Genomic DNA, 17,506 nt, shown 5'->3' with positions numbered 1-17,506 from the left:
GGCGACCCTGGCGGTAGCGTGACCCGCATGGAGCTCACGCCCGCCGAAGCGCGGCGCGCCCGCCTGTCCGCCCAGCTGCTGCGCGGCTCCGAGCTGTCGCCGGTGGAGGTCGTCGCGCGAGCGGTCGCGCTTCAGGGGCAGGATCTGCCGGCAGTCCTCCGCGCGATCGCGATCCGGTCGCGACCCGGCACGGGCGTCGAGGACGTGCGCGCCGCCTTCGACGCCGGACGGCTCGTCCGATCCTGGCCGGTGCGCGGGACCCTGTTCGCGACGACCCCGCGCGACCTCGGCGCGATCCTGGCGCGCACGGGCGAGCGGACGCTCCGGTCCACCGCCCGGCGCCGCGAGCAGCTCGGCCTCGACGACGCGACCCTCGACCGCGCCCGCGGCATCCTGGGAGACGCGCTGCGGGAACGGCCGCGCACGCGCTCGGAGGCGCTCGAGCTGTGGGAGGCCGCGGGCATCCCGACGCGCGGCGGCCGCGGCTACCACCTCCTGTTCCACCTCGCGGTGGGCGGCCTGATGCACTGGGGGCCGTTCTCGGGCCAGGAGCAGCTGCTGACGCTCACCCCGGCCGCGGAGCACGACCCGGAGCCCGGCCTGGACGGTCTCGCCCGCCTCCTGCGCGGCTACGTACGGGCTCGCGGGCCGGTGACGGCCGACGACGCCGCGTGGTGGTTCAAGCTGCCGAAGACCGAGCTGCGACGGGCGGCGGCGCTGGTGGACGACCTCGTCGTCACTTCTGTGGCGGGCACCACGGCATGGTCGCTGGAGCCGCCCGAGGCGCCGAAGCCCGTGGAGGCCCCAAACGTCACCCTGGTGCCGGGCTTCGACGAGTGGATCCTCGGCTACGCCGACCGGTCGCTCGTCGCGAGCTCCCGGATGATGGCCGCGCTGGTGCCGGGCGGTAACGGCGTGTTCCGCCCCGCGGTGCTCGTCGACGGCGTCGTCGTCGGCTCCTGGCGGATCCCCGCCGCCCGGTCCTCGGCGGGTCGCCAGCCGGTGCTCGAGCTCGTCGAGCGCACCGACGCCGCCACGCGCCGGCGGATCGACCGCGCCCTCGCGGACTGGCCGCACGTCTGATCCCCTCGGCCGCGGCTCCCGGCGCGAGGCCCGGCCGGGAGCGGGCCGGCGCTACGGCAGCACGGCCTGCCCGATGGGGCCCGGGTTGTGGGCGACCTCCCAGCGGTAGCCGTCCGGGTCGGCGAAGTATCCGGAGTAGCCGCCCCACTCGCGTCGCCGCGGTTCAGCCACGACATCCGCGCCCGCGGCGCGCGCCTCGTCGATCACGGCGTCCACACGGGCCTCGCCGTCGACGTTGTGCGCGAGGGCGATCGGCGGAGTGCCGTCCGCCGCCACGGGCCCGAGCTCGTGCTCGGCGGCGGCACGGTCCCACAGCGACAGGATGACGCGGTCGGCGACCCTGAGCATCAGCACCTCGCCGGCGACGTGCAGCTCCGGCTCCCAGCCGAGCCCGTCGACGTAGAACCGGCGGCTGGCCTCGACGTCGGCGACGACGAGGGTGACGAAACTGATGCGCTGCTCCATGTGGCCATGCTGTCACGCGCCGCCGGCGCGCAGGGCCGCGGGGGGGGGGGGGGGGGGGGGGGCGCGCGCCGGGGGGGCGGCGGCGGGGGGGCGGGGGGGGCCCTTGGTGCCCCGCGCGGCGGCCGCGCGGGGCGGCGCGGCCGGACCGCACCTCCCCGTCACGAGGTGCGGTCCGGCCGCGTGCGGATGTGCCCGCCCGCTGCCCCCGCGTCAGGCCGCGGCGGCCATCTCCTCCGCGACCGAGACGACGAGGCCGCCTGCCCGGGACGCCTTGTCGAGCGAACCCGTGTCGAGCGGACCCGCGTCGAGGCGGACCGTGCCGCCCTCACCGAGCGCGCCCGTGACGAACAGGTCGGCGATGCGGTCGTCGACCTCGCGCTGGATCAGGCGACGCAGCGGCCGGGCGCCGTACTCGGGCTCGTAGCCGTGCTCGGCGAGCCAGTCGATCGCCGCGTCCGTCGCCTCGAGGGTCACGCCGCGAGCGGCGAGACGCGCACGCGTCGCGCCGAGCATCAGCCCGACGATCTCGCGCAGCTGCGCACGCTCGAGCTTGCGGAACAGGACGATCTCGTCGATGCGGTTGAGGAACTCGGGCCGCATCGACTCGCGCAGCCGGCCCATGACGCGGGCCCGCAGGTCCTCGTCGTCGAACTCGCGCCCGCCCGACGTGAACCCGATGGCCCCCGCCCTCGAGGCGAGGAACTCCGAGCCGAGGTTCGACGTCATCACGATGACCGTGTTGCGGAAGTCGACCGTGCGGCCCTGCCCGTCGGTGAGGCGCCCGTCGTCGAGCACCTGCAGCAGCAGGTTGAACACGTCGGGGTGCGCCTTCTCGATCTCGTCGAACAGCACGATCGAGTACGGGTTGCGGCGCACGCGCTCGGTCAGCTGTCCCGCCTCGTCGTAACCCACGTATCCCGGAGGGGCGCCGACCAGGCGCGCGACCGTGTGGCGCTCGCCGAACTCGCTCATGTCGAAGCGCACGATCGCGCCCTCGTCGTCGAACAGCCGGCCGGCCAGGGCCTTCGCGAGCTCGGTCTTGCCCACGCCCGTCGGGCCGAGGAACAGGAACGAGCCGACCGGACGACGGGCGTCGCCCATCCCGGTGCGACTGCGGCGGACCGAGCGGGCGACGGCGGCCACCGCGTCGTCCTGCCCGATGACCCGCTCGTGCAGCTCGTCCTCGAGGGTGACGAGGCGCTCGCGCTCCGTCTCGGTGAGCCGGGCGACCGGGATCCCCGTGGCCCTGCTCACCACGGCGGCGATCTCGGGTTCGTCGACGACGGCCGGAGCGCCCTCGGAGGAGGCGTTCGCGATGCGCTGCTGGACCTCGCCCAGCTCGTCGCGCAGACGGGAGGCGTCCTCGTAGCGCTCGGCGGCGACGGCCGCGTTCTTCTCGGCCTCGACCTGGGCGAGCCGCTCTGTCAGCTCGCCCAGGTCGGCCGGCGCACCGAGCCGCAGGCGCAGCCGCGCCCCCGCCTGGTCGATCAGGTCGATCGCCTTGTCCGGCAGCACCCGCTCGGTGAGGTACCGGTCGCTCAGCTCGACCGCGGCGCCGAGGGCGTCGTCGGTGAACGTCACGCGGTGGTGCTGCTCGTAGGCCGAGCGGAGGCCGCGGAGGATCTCGACGGCGTCCGGCACAGAGGGCTCGCCCACGCGCACGGGCTGGAAGCGGCGCTCGAGCGCGGCGTCCTTCTCGATCGTGCGGTACTCGCGCAGTGTGGTCGCGCCGACGAGGTGCAGCTCGCCGCGCGCGAGGCGCGGCTTCAGGATGTTGCCGGCGTCCATCGCGCCCTCGCCGCTGCCGCCCGCGCCGACCACGGTGTGGATCTCGTCGACGAACAGGATCACGTCGTCCCGCTGCTCTGCGACCTCGTCCATGGTCTGGGTGAGCCGCTCCTCGAAGTCGCCGCGGTAGCGGGTGCCCGAGAGCATGGCGGCGAGGTCGAGGGCGATCACGCGCTTGTCCCGCAGCTGCTCCGGCACCTCTCCGGCGACGATCGCCCTGGCGAGCCCCTCGACCACCGCGGTCTTGCCCACACCCGCCTCGCCGACGAGCACGGGGTTGTTCTTGGTCCGCCGAGAGAGGATCTCGATGGTCTGCTCGATCTCGTCGGCCCGTCCGATGACCGGATCGAGCAGTCCGTCGCGGGCGCGCTGAGTGAGGTCGGTGCCGTACCTGCCGAGCATGCCGCCGGCGGCGGCCTCGTCCTCGGACGGCCCCGTCGCACCCTCCGAGGCGGCGGCGACGGTCTCCCGCACGCCCTGGGTCAGCGCCTCAGCGGTGACCCCCGCGGCCGACAGGATCTGCCCGGCCGGCGTGTCCTGGGCGAGGACGAGGGCGAAGAAGACGTGCTCGGGATCGATGTAGGTCGATCCCGACGCGCGGGCGACCTGGAAGGCGTGGAACAGCGTGCGGTGCACGGCCGGCGTGATGACGGCGCCGTCCGAGTCCGCGCTCGGTCCGGCCTGCGGCAGCCGCTGCTCGGAGGCCGCGATCACGGCGGCACGATCGGCACCCACGCGCGAGATCGCCTCTCCCACCGCGCCGTCGTCCGCGAGAACGCGCAGCACATGGAGCGCGTCCAGCTCGTGCTGTCCGCGGCCGAGCGCGTAGCGTCCGGCGCCCTGCAGCAGTTCCTGCGTGCGCGCGCTCAGGTATCGGCTGAGGTCGACCGAGCGCGCCGCTCGAGCTCGTTCGCCCTGCAGGTAGCGGGCGAGGAACTCGTCGAACGCGTTGGGGCCGGTTCCGTCGAACGGGGTGTCGGGCATCGCCGCATCTCCTCCTGAAACTTGCGTGGAGTGATATCAAGTCCGTGAACTTGAGTCACACGATATCAACTTCAACCAGGACCGGGACGGACTATTCCCAGGAGTTCTCATGCCTCACAGTCCGAGGTATCGGATACCTTGAGCTGCGAGGCATGAAGAGAGGGAGGACCATGCGCATCGACAAGGACCTGGTGGCGGCATCCGCCACCCCGCTGGTGCTCGGCATCCTGGCCGAGGGCGAGCTCTACGGATACGCGATCCTGAAGCGGGTCGGCGAGCTCTCCGGCGGGCGGATGTCGTGGAACGACGGAATGCTCTACCCCCTGCTGCACCGCCTGGAGCGCCTCGGCCACGTGTCGTCGTCCTGGGGCGTCTCCGAGAGCGGGCGACGCCGCAAGCACTACGCCATCACCGCAGCGGGTCGGGAGGCGCTCGCCGACCGACAGGCGCAGTGGTCCGTCGTCGTCGACGCGCTGCGCAGCGCCTGGGACGGCCACGCCCCCACGGTCGCGGGAGCCCCCGCGTGACCGCCGCGCAGGCGGCGCCGACGCCGCAGTCCGATCCCCTCGACGCGCAGATCGCCCGCTGGCGCGGCTACGTGCAGCGCCGCCAGGCGATCTCGGCCGCCGACGTGGAGGAGCTCGAGGACCACCTGCGCGCGCAGATCGACGAGCTCGCCGCCCGCGGGCTCGATCACGACGAGGCGTTCCTCGTCGCCATCCGCCGCCTCGGCGACATCGACGCGATGTCCGGCGAGTACGCGCGCGAGCACTCCGACAGGCTCTGGAAGCAGCTCTCCCTCTCGCCCTCCGCCGGCCCCGCGGCCGGGCGGGGGCGGCGGGAGGGTGCGGTGGCGATCGCCGCGGGGCTGGCAGCCGGCATCGCGCTCAAGGTCGCGCTCACGGTGACGGGACTGACCTTCGACGGCCTGCCCGACGAGGCCGCCGCGGGAGCGATGCTGCGCACCGCGTCGCTCTACGTCGCGCCGTTCCTGATCGCCTATCTCGCCTGGAAGAGACGGCTGTCGCCGCCGGTCACGATCGGCGTGGCCGGAGCCGTCACCGCGCTGGCCGTCGCCCTCGCGGTCGTGCCGTTCCCCCTGGCGTTCGGGCAGCTGTCCGTCCTCAGCGCGCTGCACGCCCCGATCGTGCTGTGGGCCGTCGTCGGCGTGGCGTACATGGGCGGACGCATCCTCTCGGGCGACCGCCGCATGGACTTCGTGCGCTTCACCGGCGAGTTCGTCGTGTACTACGCACTTCTGGCACTCGGCGGCGGGGTTCTCCTCGGCCTGACCGCCGCGGTCTTCTCGCTGGTCGGAGCGGACGTCTCCATCGCCTACGTCGACTGGATCCTGCCGCTGTGCGTGCCCGGCGCGGTCCTGGTGGCGGCATGGCTCGTCGAGGCGAAGCAGCAGGTGATCGAGAACATCGCGCCGGTCCTGACGCGGGTGTTCACGCCCCTGACGCTCATCATGCTGGTCGCCCTGCTCGCGGTCCTCGCGACGGCCGGCACGCTCGCCGAGGTGGATCGCGGCCTGCTGATCCTCATGGACGGGGTGCTCGTGCTCGTGCTGGCGCTGTCGCTCTACTCGGTGTCGGCGCGCGATCCGCTCGCACGCCCCGATTGGTTCGACGGCGTGCAGCTCGCCACGATCCTCGCCGCGATCGCCGTCGACGCGATCATGCTGGCGGCGATGATCGCCCGCACGGCGGAGTTCGGCTTCAGCGCGAACAAGACGGCCGCGATCGGCGTGAACGTCCTGGTGCTCGTGCATCTGGCCGGCCACGCCTGGCTCACGGTCTCGTCGTTCCGGGGGCACGCCGGCTTCGCGCGGATCGCGCGCTGGCACACCGGCTATCTGCCCGTCTACGCGGTGTGGGCGCTCTTCGTCACGGTCGCCTTCCCTCTCCTGTTCCCCGGTACGTGACGTCCGGCCGCTCCCGCGCGCGCCTATCCTTGGACGCGTGCGGGAGTTCTGGCGGGGCATCACGACGCTTCTCGACGGCTTCCGCTGGTGGCGTCGCCGTCCCGGCATCATGGCGGCCGGGCTGATCCCCGCCGGCATCGTCGGCCTGGCCCTCACCGCCGCGCTGGTCGCGATCGCGTTCGGCGCGCCGCACCTCGCGACCGCCGTCACCCCGTTCGCCGACTCCTGGGACCCGATCTGGTCGAGCCTGCTGCGCACGGTCGTCGGGCTGGCGGTGGTGGGCGGGACCGTCGTGCTCTCGGTCGCCGTCTTCACGGCGCTGACGCTCGTCGTGGGCGAGCCGTTCTACGACCGCATCTGGAGGTCGGTGGAACGGGAGACCGGCGGCGCCGTCCCGGATCACCCCTACGGCATCGTCAGCGCCGCCCGCGACGCCGTCAGCCTCTTCGCGCGCGGCGTGCTCGCCGCGCTCGGCGCGGGGGCCGTCGGACTCGTGCCGTTCGTGGGCGCGCCGGCCGCCGCGGTGACCGGCGCGCTCCTGAACGGCCGCGTGATCGCGGACGAGCTCGCCTCGCGCGGGCTGACCGCGCGCGGCCTCGACGCGCCGGCGCGCGCCGCTCTGGTGCGCGGGCATCGCGGCCGCGTGCTCGGCTTCGGCGTGGCCGTGCACGTCTGCTTCCTCGTGCCGTTCGCGGCGGTCGTCGTCATGCCGGCCGCGGTCGCCGGAGCCGCGCTGCTCGCCCGACATCTGGCGGGCGAGGCGGACGCGGGGTAGGGAGCGCGTCCCGCTCCCACGAGCGAGGACGGCGGGTCAGCCCTCGGGGTGACGGTCGCCCGCGGCGAGCGCTCCGCGGCCTTCGGCCCGGTTCGCCTCGCGGGCGGCCAGGAACAGCAGCACCAGTGCGACCAGGGCGGGGACGCCCAGCGCCAGGGCGGTGCCGAGATGCGGATACGCGCCCGTGAGGGCGCCTCCGGCGACGGCGAGGACCAGGAGCTGGGTCACGATGCCGCCCGAGCGTCCCCAGGAGCGTCCGGCCCAGGTCGCGGCGGCGAACGCCGCGATGGCCGCGGCCCCCACCACCGTCAGGACGATGAGCGCGATCGCGCTCACGGCGGACGTGGTGTCGTGCCCCACCAGGGCGACGATCTGCCAGCCGGCGAGCGCGAGGACGCCGACGGCCTCCAGGGCGACGACTGCGGCGGCGATCCGGGCGACGGTGCGGGGCACGAGGCTCTCCTCACGGCGGGACTCCGTCGGGCGTGCGCGGTCCGTGCTCGGACTTCGTCGCCAAAACCCTTGACCTGGGGCCCCAACTGTATGACGATTGTTAACGGCATGTTTCCCACGACGTGGTGGGGTGGCGGGCTCAGGCTCGCTTCATGACCAGCGTATCCGACCCGAACGGACACGCTTCTCACCCTCGACAACGGGCGCGGTGCGCTCGCTCGAACCCCACCACACTGCGAGGAGCATCACCATGGATTGGCGCGACAAGGCGGCCTGTCTGACAGTCGACCCGGAACTCTTCTTCCCCGTCGGCAACACCGGCCCGGCGGTCGACCAGATCGAGAAGGCCAAGTCGGTGTGCGCCCGCTGCACCGTCACCGAGGTCTGCCTCCAGTACGCCCTCGAGACCGGTCAGGACTCGGGCGTGTGGGGCGGCCTCAGCGAGGACGAGCGTCGCGCGCTCAAGCGCCGCGCCGCCCGCGCCCGCCGCGCAGGCTGACGCGCCTCGTTCCGGGCCCCCGCGACGAGCGGAGGAGACGGAACCTGCGCGATCCGAGATCCCGCATCACCGCAGTACGCATCATCGCAGTACCCACAGCAGCGAAGAGGCGCCTCCCCCGCTCGGGAAGGCGCCTCTTCGCACGTCCGGGGCCCGTCAGCGCTTGATCCACTTCAGGGGGATCTCGATGAGCACCTCGGTGCCGGCCCCGATCTCGCCGCCCGCGGGCGGCTCGTTCCCCGCCAGCGTCCGCCAGTCGATCGAGCCGCTGAGCTCGCCCTGGATCAGGGTGCGCACGATCTGGGTGCCGAGCCCGCGGCCGACGGTGCCCTCGGGCAGGCCGCTGCCCGAGTCGCGGACACGGACGAGGAGCCGCTCCTCGTCGCGCTCGGCGATGATCTCGACCTTGCCCTCCTGCCCCTTCAGCCCGTGCTCGACGGCGTTGGTCACGAGCTCGGTCAGGGCGAGGGCGAGGGGCGTGGCGTACTCGCTCGGCAGCACGCCGAACTTGCCGATCGAGTGGGTGTGGGCGAGCGTGTTCGGCGCGGCGGCCACCTCGGCCACCAGACGCAGCACCCGGTCGAACACCTCGTCGAAGTCGACGTTCTGCGACAGCCCGCTCGCGAGCGTGTCGTGCACCACGGCGATCGCGGCCACCCGCTGCATCGCCTGGGTCAGCGACTCGCGCGCCTCGTCCGACGTGGTGCGCCTCGCCTGGATGCGCAGCAGCGACGCGACCGTCTGGAGATTGTTCTTCACCCGGTGGTGGATCTCGCGGATCGTCGCGTCCTTCGTCAGCAGCTCCTGCTCCTGGTGACGCAGCTCCGTCACGTCGCGGCAGAGCACGATCGCGCCCGTGCGGTGGCCGTGGTCGCGCAACGGGATGGCCCGCAACGAGACCGTGACGCCCCGCGCCTCGATGTCGGTGCGCCATGGCGCCCGACCGGTGACGACCACGGGCAGGGACTCGTCGGTGTCGCGCGACGCGGGCAGGATGCGGCTGGTGACCTCCGCCAGCGACTCGCCCTCGAGCTCTTCGCCGAACCCGACGCGGTTGAACGCCGACAGGGCGTTGGGGCTCGCGAACGTCACGATGCCGTCGACGTCGAGGCGGATCAGCCCGTCGGCCGCGCGAGGTGCGCCGCGGCGCGGCCCGGTGGGCGCCGCCAGGTCGGGGAAGTCCGCCGTGGCGATCATGCGGAAGATGTCGTCGGCGCAGTCGTTGAAGGTGATCTGCTGACGCGACGGCGTGCGCACGTCGCCGAGGTTCGTGTGGCGCGTGAGCACCCCCAGGACGCCGCTCTCGCCGTCGAGGGCGCGCATGATCGGCACGGCGCGCACGCGGGTCGGGGTCTCCTCGAACCACTCGGGGCTCGACGAGTCGACGATGGCGGCCGACTGGAACGCCTCGCGCACCTGCGCCTGCCACTGCGGACGGATCCGCTCCCCCACGATGTCGCGGTAGAAGAGGGTCGCAGCGCCGCCGGGGCGGGTGTGCGCGACGGCGACGAACGAGTCGTCGGCGGTCGGGACCCACATCACGATGTCCGCGAAGGACAGATCGGCGAGCAGCTGCCCGTCTCCGGCGACGCGGTGGAGCCATTCGACATCCGCCTCGCTCGCGATTCCCTGGGCGTAGACGAGGTCACTGAGGGTCGACACCGCACCAGCTTAGTGCCCGGCGGGGGCGGCCTGCGCGGCGACGGGGCGCCGTCGCCGCGCGGCCGCACGTCCGACCGGCGATGCGCCGGCGCCCGGACGCAGCCCTGCCGCGATCCGGCGCACCGCCTGGGCGAGCGAGGACCGCGGCGCCACCTCGGCGACCGGGCGCGCCGCGAGAAGCGCCGCATCCGCGGCCCGGCGGTCGTCGGGGACGAACGACACGTCGGCGATCCCCGAGAACCGCTCGAGCGCGCGCCGCACCTGGCCGCGCGGGTCGACGCCGAGCGCGCTCGCGCGCACGCGGTTCACCAAGACTCGCACCGGGGTGCGCCCGATCGCCTGCCGGAGCTCGGCGTGCGCCCGTACGAAACGCGCGAGACCGACCGGATCCGCTCCCGCGACCGCGACCACGACGTCCGCCTCCGCCAGCGCGGCGAGCGTGGCCGCATTCCGACGAGGCCCGTCGAGGTCGCTGACGATCTCCTCGTCGGTCTCGAGCGACGAGGAGACGTCGACGACCACGACGTCGGCCCACGCCCGGATCGCGCGCAGCGCCGCGCTCAGGCGCGGTGCCGAGAGCTCGGGCCAGCGGGAGGCGCGGTTGATGCCGGTGAGGACGTCGACACGACCGGCCGGGTCGCCGAGGGGCGTGCTGACGCGCAGCAGCTCGCCGGCGTCGAGAAGCCCGAACTCCGCCTGTCGGCAGGCCGCGGCCAGGCCCGGGCTCTCGTCGGCGAGGCCGAGCGCGATCGCGACCGACGGCGACCTGCTGTCCGCGTCGACGAGCGCGACGTGGTCTCCGGCGCGGGCGTGCTCGACGGCGAGCCCGATCGCGAGCGTGGTGCGACCGGGCGCGCCGTCGGGGCCCCACACCACGATCACCCGCCCCTGCGCGGCTGTCTCCTCGGCCTCGGCGTCGAGCCGCGGGCCGGCGGCGGCCTCGACGATCCGCCATCCGGGCGCGTCCGGAGCAAGCGGCTCCCCGATGCCGAACGCCCGCGCGGCCCGCACGTCGGCGGGGCGATCGGCGAGCAGCACGATGCGCACCCCCAGCCGGTCGCACTCGCCGACGAGGGCGGAGGTGAGGGCCCGCGGAACGGCCAGCACGAGGGTGTCCGCCTGCCGAAGCGGCTCCGCACCGCTCCACGCCGCCGCTCCGGCTTCGGCGAGCGCGTCGGGTTCGATCGACGAGACGCCCGCGACACCCGCGTCCCGGAGCTCCTCCGAGATGCGCTCGGTGTCGCCGGGCGCCGCCGCCACGAGCGCGATCACCCCGCGTCCTCCGTGGTCTCGCTCTCCGTCACGTCCTGCGCCGGCTCGCCGGCGGGATCGCTCCCGGCCCCGTCCACGGCCTCGGCGGCGCTCAGCGCGCCGCCTGCGGCGGGCACCGTCGAGAGCGCGGAGCCCGCCGCCACCGCGGCCAGCACCGCGGGCACGTCCGCTCGGTCGACGACGAGCTCGAGCGATGCGCCGGCGGTCACCATCACGCCCTCCTCGCGAGTGACGCGAGCGACGACCGCGTCCGCGACCAGCACCCGCGGCGTCTCGAACGTGCCGGGCTCGGCGGCGGGCGTCTCCCACAGCTCGACGAGCGCGCCCCGCTCGACTCCCGCCGGCACGTCGACCGAGCTGCGCACCACGACCGCCGTGCGCGTGCTGCGGTCGCTGTCGCCGACGGCGGCGGACGGGAGCAGCTCGCCCGCGCCCACCGCTCGCAGGACGACGAGCCCGTCGCCGAGGTCGTCGGGGGCGAGGTACGCGTCGCCGGCCTTGCCAAGCGCGACCTCGACGACCGACACGTCCGCCGCCGTGACAGGCTGGCCGGGCACCAGCGTGTCGGCGGCGGCCAGCACCGCGACGGTCTGACGGGCGGCGCCCACCACGAACCAGACGCCTGCGATCGACGCCGCGACGAGGCCGACGCCGATCACGAAGCGGGCATCGGCCCAGAACCCCCTCCGCCTCGATCGCGCGAGGGGCGTCACCGGACGATCCGAGATGCTGCTCATGCGGGCCATGGTGGCAAAAGGGGCGGCCCGGCCTCGGCAGTTGTCCACAGGTGGGTCCGAGCGAGCGGGTGGCGCTCGCACCGGCGCCCATAATGGGGGCATGGACGAGGATCTCGCGCGCCGTCACGTGCCGCCCGCGCAGGTCGCGGAGCTGCTGGGCATCGACGTCGACGAGGTCGTCGAGCTGGTGCAGGAAGGGCGGCTCCGCGGCGCCCGCGTCGGCTCTCCGGCGCGCTGGCGCATCGAGCGCGAGAGCGTGGCCGACTACCTGGACGCGCAGGCCGAGGAGGCACGTCGGATGGCGCTGTGGCGGCAGTCGAACGCCGCGAGCTTCCCCGAGCTGTGGGGACGCGGGCGCGCCTGATCTCCGCTCAGAGCACCGGGACCCCGGCCGACGCGTCGATGCGCACCCACGCCACCCCGCCCAGCGGCAGCAGACGGTAGCCGCGCACCTCCGCCGCCCTCCGCGGCGAGCCCGCGTCGTGCAGGGCGAGGTCGAGGTGGTCGGCGCCCACCCGGTCGATCGTCCCCGCGAGCACACGCGTGGTGTCCTCGACCCTCGTGCCGCCCGTCAGCCCGATCGTCACACCGACGCGACGTCGCGCGAGGTCGCGCAGCGCGAGGGCGAACGTCACACGGGCGGCCAGACGGTCGGCGCCCTCCGACGGTCGGGCGCTGCGCAGCAGATCGCCGTGCGAGCACCGGATCGCCAGGATCGCGGCCAGGGGGATCAGCGACAGCCGCCGACCGCCCGCATCCGGCACGGCGACCCAGTCGGCGCCGACCGCGGCCGGCCGTCCCTCCACGACCGCGCCGTCCGCGAGCTCGAGGAGCACCCCGCCCTCTGCGTCGCGGACGAGGCCGCCGAGGCGGGTCCTCAGGTCGACGCGAGCGAGCCGGAGCCGCTCCGCCTCCGACTCGAGAGCGGCCCGCTCGGCCTCCCATTCGGCGGCGAGCTGATCCTCCAGGTCGTCGAAGAAGCGGTCCCATCGCACGCGGCGAGTGTAGGACCGACGCCCGCCGGCCCGCGCGATCCGTCCACAGGCCGTGACCGCAGCAGAGGCAATCGGATTGCTCTCCACGGACATACGTGCCGTCTCGGGAGCGCCACTGAGCGGGTGGTGGACTTTCGTTCCGTCCCGAAGACTGGGAGAAGTGGGGGTCCCGATGTCTCAGCCACCGTCAGCAGCGCCGTCAGACGGCAGACCGCTCCGCACGCTCGCAGACGTCGAGGAGCACTTCGCCCCGCAGCACGCGCCGACCGCCTCGCTGCCCGACCCCGAGCCGCTGCTCACCGCCCTCACCCGCGGGGTGCTGGAGGTGCTCGCGGGCGTCCGTGAGCCGGAGCAGCTCGCGCGATGGCTGACGGACGAGCCGTATCGCTCCCTGGTCACCCGTGCCGCGCTGGCCGTCCGTGCCCGCAGCGCGCGCCGCGCACCGGCCATGCGCCCGGTCTACGCGCTCCGCTCGATCCGGCACTCCTCCCCCGCCGACGGAGTCGTCGAGGCCGTCGTGGTGGTCGAGACGCCGCAGCGCACGCGAGCCGTCGCCCTCCGGCTCGAGGGCATCGACCGTCGCTGGCGCGCCACCAGCCTCTCGGTGCTGTGACGCGGGCTCGGCTCGTGCGGCCTACTGCTTGTACGAGCTGAGGAAGTTGCCGAGCCGCTCGATCGCCTCGCTGAGCACCCGAGCCTCGGGCAGCGTGACCACGCGGAAGTGATCCGGCACGGGCCAGTTGAAGCCCGTCCCCTCGACCAGCAGGATGTGCTCGGCGACCAGCAGGTCGTAGATGAACCGCTTGTCGTCGTGGATCTCGTGCACCTCGGGGTCGATCCGCGGGAACTCGTAGAGCGCGCCCTGCGGCTTCACGCTCGTGATGCCCGGGATCGAGACGAGCTTGTCGTGCGCGACGTCCCGCTGCTCGTGCAGCCGGCCGTCGGGCGCGATCAGGGCGTCGATCGACTGCACCCCGGTGAGCGCCGCCAGCACGGCGTGCTGCGCCGGGACGTTCGCGCACAGGCGCGTGGAGGCGAGCAGCTGCACCCCCTCCAGGAAGCCCTTGGCGTGGTCCTTCGGGCCCGTGATGACGAGCCAGCCGGAGCGGTAGCCGGCCACGCGGTAGGTCTTCGACAGCCCGTTGAACGTGAACACGAGCAGGTCCGGCGCCACCGTGGCCATCGGCAGGTGCACGGCGCCGTCGAAGAGGATGCGGTCGTAGATCTCGTCGGACAGCACCAGCAGGGAGTTCTCGCGCGCGATCTGGGCGATGCCCTCCAGAGTCTCGCGCGTGTACACCGCCCCGGTGGGGTTGTTCGGGTTGATCACGACGATCGCCTTCGTCTGCGGCGTGATCTTCGCGCGGATGTCCTCGAGGTCGGGCTGCCAGCCGTTCTGCTCGTCGCAGAGGTAGTGCACGGGCGTGCCGCCCGAGAGGCTCGTCATCGCCGTCCACAGCGGATAGTCGGGTGCGGGGATCAGCACCTCGTCGCCCTGGTCGAGCAGCGCCTGCATCGTCATCGTGATGAGCTCGCTGACGCCGTTGCCGAGGTACACGTCGTCCGGGTCGACCGCGGGGAAGCCCGGCGTCTGCTCGTAGCGGCTGACGATCGCGCGACGCGCGGGCAGGATGCCCCGGCTGTCGCTGTAGCCGTGCGCGTACGGGATCGCCTCGATCACGTCGCGCACGATCTGGTACGGCGCCTCGAAGCCGAACGTGGCGGGGTTGCCGGTGTTCAGCTTGAGGATCGTGTGCCCGTCGGCCTCGAGCCGCGTGGCCTCCTCCAGGGCGGCGCCCCGGATCTCATAGAGGACGTTGCGGAGCTTCGAGGACTGGTCCAGCGTGCGCAGGCGGCCTCCGCCGGGCTGCGAGAGGGACGGGACAGGGGTGGTCATCGCCCCAGGATATGCCGCCCTGCAGCGGTCCACGCGCGCATGCGTGGACCGCTACGGGTCAGCGGCCCTTCTTCTTGCCGGCGCGACGCTGCTCGCGGTTCTGGGGCGCGGCCGGCGCCTCCTGAGTCGCGGCGTCGGCCGCCTGGCCGAACGCGCTGGCACCCGCGGCGGGCCCCGCCTGCGGCGCGGTCGTCTGCGTCTGGGCGGCGCGGCGCTCGCGGTCGGTGGCCGCCTTGTTGACCTGTCCGCGGTCGTTGCGCACCTCGACCTCGCCGGCGTCGTTCGGCGCCGAGTACTCGAGCTGGGTGTCGGTCGGCTGGTCGGAGAGCCCCTTGGCCTCGACCTGCAGATCCTCGTGCACGTGATCGCCGTGGTCCACGCGGCGCACCTGCACGTCGAGGTTGAAGAGGTAGCCGACGGCCTCCTCCTTGATCTGCCCCATCATGGTCTGGAACATCGAGTAGCCCTCGCGCTGGTACTCGATGAGCGGATCGCGCTGCGCCATCGCACGCAGGCCGATGCCGTCCTTGAGGTAGTCCATCTCGTACAGGTGGTCGCGCCAGCGACGGTCGAGCACCTGGAGGACGACGCGTCGCTCGAGCTCGCGCACCGCCGCCTCGCCGAGCGTCTCCTCGCGCTTGCCGTAGGCGATCTTCGCGTCGCTCAGCAGCTCGCGCTTGAGCCCCTCGGCGGTGATGCCGCCCTTGCGGCCACCGGCCTCGGCGACCACCTCGTCGATCGTGACGCCGACGGGATAGAGCGTCTTCAGCTCGGTCCACAGCGCGTCGAAGTCCCAGCTCTCGTTGTGGCCGCCCGCGGTGTGCTCGTCAACGACGGCGGTGATCGCGTCCTCGATGAAGTGCTGGACGCGACCGGCGATCTCGTCGCCCTCGAGGATGTGGCGGCGATCCGAGTAGATCGCCTCGCGCTGGCGGTTGAGCACGTCGTCGTACTTCAGCACGTTCTTGCGCGCCTCGGCGTTGCGCGACTCGATCGCGGCCTGGGCGTTCTTGATGAGGTTCGACACGAGACGCATCTCGATGGCGACGTCGTCCGGGAAGTCCGTGCGGGCGAGCAGCGCCTCGGCGGCCCCCGACTGGAAGCGGCGCATCAGGTCGTCCTCGAGCGACAGGTAGAAGCGGCTCTCGCCGGGGTCGCCCTGACGTCCGGCGCGGCCTCGGAGCTGGTTGTCGATGCGTCGCGACTCGTGGCGCTCCGTGCCGAGCACGTAGAGGCCGCCGACCTCGACGACCTTCGTCGCCTCCTTCGCGACCTCGTCGCGCATACGCTCGAAGACGGGGGCCCACTCGGCCTCGTACTCCTCCGGCTCGGTGCCCGCCGGGTCGAGCCCCTTGCTCTTCATCTCCTGCACGGCCAGGAACTCCGCGTTGCCGCCGAGCATGATGTCGGTTCCACGGCCCGCCATGTTCGTGGCGACGGTCACCGACCCCAGGCGTCCGGCGCGCGCGACGATCTCGGCCTCGCGCGCATGGTTCTTCGCGTTCAGGACCTCGTGCTTGATGCCCTTCTTCGCGAGCAGGCGGGAGAGGTACTCGCTCTTCTCGACGCTGACCGTTCCGACCAGCACCGGCTGGCCGTTCTCGTGCCGCTCGGCGATGTCCTCCACGACCTGCGCGAACTTGCCCTGCTCGGTGCGGTAGATCAGGTCCTGCTTGTCCTTGCGGATCATCGGCTTGTTCGTCGGGATCGGGATGACGCCGAGCTTGTAGGTCGACATGAACTCGCCGGCCTCGGTCTCGGCCGTTCCGGTCATGCCCGAGAGCGTGTCATACAGGCGGAAGTAGTTCTGCAGCGTCACCGTGGCGAGGGTCTGGTTCTCCGCCTTGACGGGCACGCCCTCCTTCGCCTCGATCGCCTGGTGGATGCCCTCGTTGTACCGGCGGCCGACGAGGATGCGCCCGGTGTGCTCGTCGACGATCATCACCTCGTCGTTCATCACGACGTAGTCGGTGTCGCGCTTGAACAGCGCGAGCGCCTTGATCGAGTTGTTCAGGAACGAGATCAGCGGCGTGTTCGCCGACTCGTAGAGGTTGTCGATGCCGAGGTAGTCCTCGACCTTCTCGATGCCCGCCTCGAGCACGCCGACGGTGCGCTTCTTGATGTCGACCTCGAAGTCGACGCCCTCCTCGAGGGTGCGGGCGATCTTCGCGAACTCGACGAACCAGCGGTTGGCCTCGCCCGACGACGGGCCGGAGATGATCAGCGGCGTGCGCGCCTCGTCGATCAGGATCGAGTCGACCTCGTCGACGATCGCGAAGAAGTGCCCGCGCTGCACCAGGTCGTCCTTGCGCCAGGCCATGTTGTCGCGCAGGTAGTCGAAGCCGAACTCGTTGTTGGTGCCGTAGGTGATGTCCGCCGCGTACTGCTCGCGGCGCACGGCCGGCGTCTGACCCGACACGATGACGCCCGTGGTCATGCCGAGGGCGCGGAACACGCGCCCCATCAGCTCGGCCTGGTAGGACGCGAGGTAGTCGTTGACGGTGATGACGTGGACGCCCTTGCCAGCGATCGCGTTGAGGTACGCGGGAAGGGTGGCGACGAGGGTCTTGCCCTCACCGGTCTTCATCTCGGCGATGTTGCCGAGATGAAGCGCCGCGCCACCCATGATCTGCACGTCGTAGGGCCGCATGCCGAGCGTGCGCTTGGCGGCCTCGCGGACTGCGGCGAAGGCCTCCGGCATCAGGTGGTCGAGGGTCTCGCCCGCCTCGAAGCGGGCGCGGAGCTCGGCGGTCTCGCCGCGCAGCTCCTCGTCCGTGAGCTGCGTGTACTCCTCCTCGAGGGCGCTGACCGCCGTGACCACATGCTGGAGGCGCCGTCGGACGCGTCCCTCACCGGCGCGGAGCAGCTTCTCGAAGGGGTTGGCCACGTGACATCTCCTCATCAGGGCGGCGTCGTCGGTTCGGCGGACGCCGTGCACCGCCGTCCGGCGGCAGGCATACGGAGCCTAT

Annotated in this window: 16 protein-coding genes; 7 read left to right on the top strand and 9 right to left on the bottom strand. The window is 72.8% G+C overall.

Features of this window, described 5'->3' with window-relative positions; all coding sequences use genetic code 11:
• Window positions 1-27: 27 nt before the first annotated feature.
• A complete protein-coding gene (locus K5S26_RS01770; RefSeq protein WP_221855412.1) occupies window positions 28-1,083 on the top strand; it encodes a winged helix DNA-binding domain-containing protein in 1,056 nt (351 codons plus the stop codon).
• 51 nt (window positions 1,084-1,134) lie between these two features.
• On the opposite strand, the gene K5S26_RS01765 is transcribed toward K5S26_RS01770, so the two are convergent.
• Both K5S26_RS01765 and K5S26_RS01760 read right to left on the bottom strand, forming a co-directional pair.
• A complete protein-coding gene (locus K5S26_RS01765; protein WP_221855410.1) occupies window positions 1,135-1,548 on the bottom strand; it encodes a VOC family protein in 414 nt (137 codons plus the stop codon).
• A gap of 210 nt (window positions 1,549-1,758) precedes the next feature.
• Window positions 1,759-4,320 carry an ATP-dependent Clp protease ATP-binding subunit gene (locus K5S26_RS01760; protein WP_221855408.1) on the bottom strand — a complete coding sequence of 854 codons (2,562 nt, stop codon included), beginning with the start codon at window positions 4,318-4,320 and terminating at the stop codon, window positions 1,759-1,761.
• A gap of 170 nt (window positions 4,321-4,490) precedes the next feature.
• On the opposite strand from K5S26_RS01760, the gene K5S26_RS01755 reads away from it, so the two are divergent.
• Genes K5S26_RS01755 through K5S26_RS01745 form a run of 3 tightly spaced genes read left to right on the top strand, consistent with a single transcriptional unit; the run spans window position 4,491 to window position 7,022 of the window.
• A complete protein-coding gene (locus K5S26_RS01755) occupies window positions 4,491-4,847 on the top strand; it encodes a PadR family transcriptional regulator (protein WP_221855406.1) in 357 nt (118 codons plus the stop codon).
• Window positions 4,844-6,247 (top strand): permease prefix domain 1-containing protein, encoded by a 1,404-nt coding sequence (locus K5S26_RS01750; protein WP_221855404.1) that lies wholly within the window; start codon window positions 4,844-4,846, stop codon window positions 6,245-6,247. The genes K5S26_RS01755 and K5S26_RS01750 overlap by 4 nt, the downstream gene beginning before the upstream one ends.
• A gap of 37 nt (window positions 6,248-6,284) precedes the next feature.
• Window positions 6,285-7,022 (top strand): EI24 domain-containing protein, encoded by a 738-nt coding sequence (locus K5S26_RS01745; protein ID WP_308122716.1) that lies wholly within the window; start codon window positions 6,285-6,287, stop codon window positions 7,020-7,022.
• 36 nt (window positions 7,023-7,058) lie between these two features.
• Here the strand turns inward: K5S26_RS01745 and K5S26_RS01740 are convergent, their stop codons facing one another.
• The gene (locus K5S26_RS01740) at window positions 7,059-7,475 is read right to left on the bottom strand and encodes a histidine kinase (protein ID WP_221855402.1); all 417 of its coding nucleotides are present in this window, start codon (window positions 7,473-7,475) and stop codon (window positions 7,059-7,061) included.
• A 250-nt stretch (window positions 7,476-7,725) separates the two neighbouring features.
• Here K5S26_RS01740 and K5S26_RS01735 point away from each other — a divergent pair, with 250 nt between their 5' ends.
• Window positions 7,726-7,974 (top strand): WhiB family transcriptional regulator, encoded by a 249-nt coding sequence (locus tag K5S26_RS01735; RefSeq protein ID WP_029152980.1) that lies wholly within the window; start codon window positions 7,726-7,728, stop codon window positions 7,972-7,974.
• Between the two features lie 156 nt (window positions 7,975-8,130).
• Here the strand turns inward: K5S26_RS01735 and K5S26_RS01730 are convergent, their stop codons facing one another.
• From K5S26_RS01730 to K5S26_RS01720, 3 genes are read right to left on the bottom strand one after another with little or no spacing between them, the layout of a single operon-like run.
• The gene (locus K5S26_RS01730) at window positions 8,131-9,636 is read right to left on the bottom strand and encodes a sensor histidine kinase (protein WP_221855400.1); all 1,506 of its coding nucleotides are present in this window, start codon (window positions 9,634-9,636) and stop codon (window positions 8,131-8,133) included.
• A gap of 9 nt (window positions 9,637-9,645) precedes the next feature.
• The gene (locus K5S26_RS01725; protein WP_221855398.1) at window positions 9,646-10,908 is read right to left on the bottom strand and encodes a nucleotide-binding protein; all 1,263 of its coding nucleotides are present in this window, start codon (window positions 10,906-10,908) and stop codon (window positions 9,646-9,648) included.
• On the bottom strand, window positions 10,905-11,645 hold the full coding sequence (locus K5S26_RS01720; protein ID WP_221855397.1) for an SAF domain-containing protein: 741 nt from the start codon (window positions 11,643-11,645) through the stop codon (window positions 10,905-10,907). The genes K5S26_RS01725 and K5S26_RS01720 overlap by 4 nt, the downstream gene beginning before the upstream one ends.
• A gap of 100 nt (window positions 11,646-11,745) precedes the next feature.
• Here K5S26_RS01720 and K5S26_RS01715 point away from each other — a divergent pair, with 100 nt between their 5' ends.
• Window positions 11,746-12,009 carry a helix-turn-helix domain-containing protein gene (locus K5S26_RS01715; RefSeq protein ID WP_221855395.1) on the top strand — a complete coding sequence of 88 codons (264 nt, stop codon included), beginning with the start codon at window positions 11,746-11,748 and terminating at the stop codon, window positions 12,007-12,009.
• A 7-nt stretch (window positions 12,010-12,016) separates the two neighbouring features.
• Here the strand turns inward: K5S26_RS01715 and K5S26_RS01710 are convergent, their stop codons facing one another.
• Window positions 12,017-12,640 carry a hypothetical protein gene (locus K5S26_RS01710; RefSeq protein ID WP_221855394.1) on the bottom strand — a complete coding sequence of 208 codons (624 nt, stop codon included), beginning with the start codon at window positions 12,638-12,640 and terminating at the stop codon, window positions 12,017-12,019.
• Between the two features lie 172 nt (window positions 12,641-12,812).
• Here K5S26_RS01710 and K5S26_RS01705 point away from each other — a divergent pair, with 172 nt between their 5' ends.
• The gene (locus tag K5S26_RS01705) at window positions 12,813-13,253 is read left to right on the top strand and encodes an Rv3235 family protein (RefSeq protein ID WP_221855392.1); all 441 of its coding nucleotides are present in this window, start codon (window positions 12,813-12,815) and stop codon (window positions 13,251-13,253) included.
• Window positions 13,254-13,274: 21 nt separating this feature from the next.
• Here K5S26_RS01705 and K5S26_RS01700 read toward each other — a convergent pair whose 3' ends face one another.
• Window positions 13,275-14,537: a pyridoxal phosphate-dependent aminotransferase gene (locus K5S26_RS01700; protein WP_281427076.1), complete on the bottom strand. Its 1,263-nt coding sequence runs from the start codon at window positions 14,535-14,537 to the stop codon at window positions 13,275-13,277.
• A gap of 58 nt (window positions 14,538-14,595) precedes the next feature.
• Window positions 14,596-17,424, bottom strand: a complete 2,829-nt coding sequence (secA, locus tag K5S26_RS01695) for a preprotein translocase subunit SecA (protein ID WP_221855391.1) — start codon at window positions 17,422-17,424, stop codon at window positions 14,596-14,598.
• Window positions 17,425-17,506: the final 82 nt, after the last annotated feature.

The sequence above is a fragment of the Microbacterium marinilacus genome, assembly GCF_019753765.1.
Taxonomy (GTDB): domain Bacteria; phylum Actinomycetota; class Actinomycetes; order Actinomycetales; family Microbacteriaceae; genus Microbacterium; species Microbacterium marinilacus.
This window is presented reverse-complemented; position numbering and strand designations above follow the sequence as displayed.

Coding starts and splice junctions, on each gene's coding strand:
- K5S26_RS01770 (WP_221855412.1), top strand. CDS start 28: ATGGAGCTCACGCCCGCCGAAGCGCGGCGCGCCCGCCTGTCCGCCCAG.
- K5S26_RS01765 (WP_221855410.1), bottom strand. CDS start 1,548: ATGGAGCAGCGCATCAGTTTCGTCACCCTCGTCGTCGCCGACGTCGAG.
- K5S26_RS01760 (WP_221855408.1), bottom strand. CDS start 4,320: ATGCCCGACACCCCGTTCGACGGAACCGGCCCCAACGCGTTCGACGAG.
- K5S26_RS01755 (WP_221855406.1), top strand. CDS start 4,491: ATGCGCATCGACAAGGACCTGGTGGCGGCATCCGCCACCCCGCTGGTG.
- K5S26_RS01735 (WP_029152980.1), top strand. CDS start 7,726: ATGGATTGGCGCGACAAGGCGGCCTGTCTGACAGTCGACCCGGAACTC.
- K5S26_RS01720 (WP_221855397.1), bottom strand. CDS start 11,645: ATGAGCAGCATCTCGGATCGTCCGGTGACGCCCCTCGCGCGATCGAGG.
- K5S26_RS01715 (WP_221855395.1), top strand. CDS start 11,746: ATGGACGAGGATCTCGCGCGCCGTCACGTGCCGCCCGCGCAGGTCGCG.
- K5S26_RS01705 (WP_221855392.1), top strand. CDS start 12,813: ATGTCTCAGCCACCGTCAGCAGCGCCGTCAGACGGCAGACCGCTCCGC.
- K5S26_RS01700 (WP_281427076.1), bottom strand. CDS start 14,537: ATGACCACCCCTGTCCCGTCCCTCTCGCAGCCCGGCGGAGGCCGCCTG.